This window comes from Dellaglioa sp. CoH-55-MRSF-7, from assembly GCF_056782235.1.
Window position 1 is genome coordinate 1 of sequence record NZ_JBXAYI010000146.1, and the last position, 279, is coordinate 279.

Sequence of the window (279 nt, forward strand, 5' to 3'; positions counted from 1 at the left end):
GGGGCGATATCGGGGATTTTCGGGTCGCTGGGCCCGGCGATCTGGAAGACTGACTGAAGTTCAAGTAAAGGAGAAAGCATGCTTTCGTTTATCACAAAAATGCGCAAAGCACGATCCATCGAGGCCGTAGCCCGCTACAGTGCACCGCACTGGATCGTCATGATTCGGAATCCGGGAGACAAAGAATGGACGCCGCTTCTCGACAACGAGAAAAAGGTGGAAAACCAAAACGAGTTTGCGGAAATCATCAAGACGCGTGCCGCAGTCCGCACCTTTCCC

Annotated in this window: 1 protein-coding gene; it reads left to right on the top strand. The window is 53.4% G+C overall.

Going from position 1 to position 279, the window contains the following annotated elements; genetic code table 11:
• Positions 1 to 78: 78 nt before the first annotated feature.
• Positions 79 to 279, top strand: a 201-nt coding sequence (locus AC1RPU_RS08195) for a hypothetical protein (RefSeq protein ID WP_481769678.1), incomplete at its 3' end; no start/stop codon positions are given.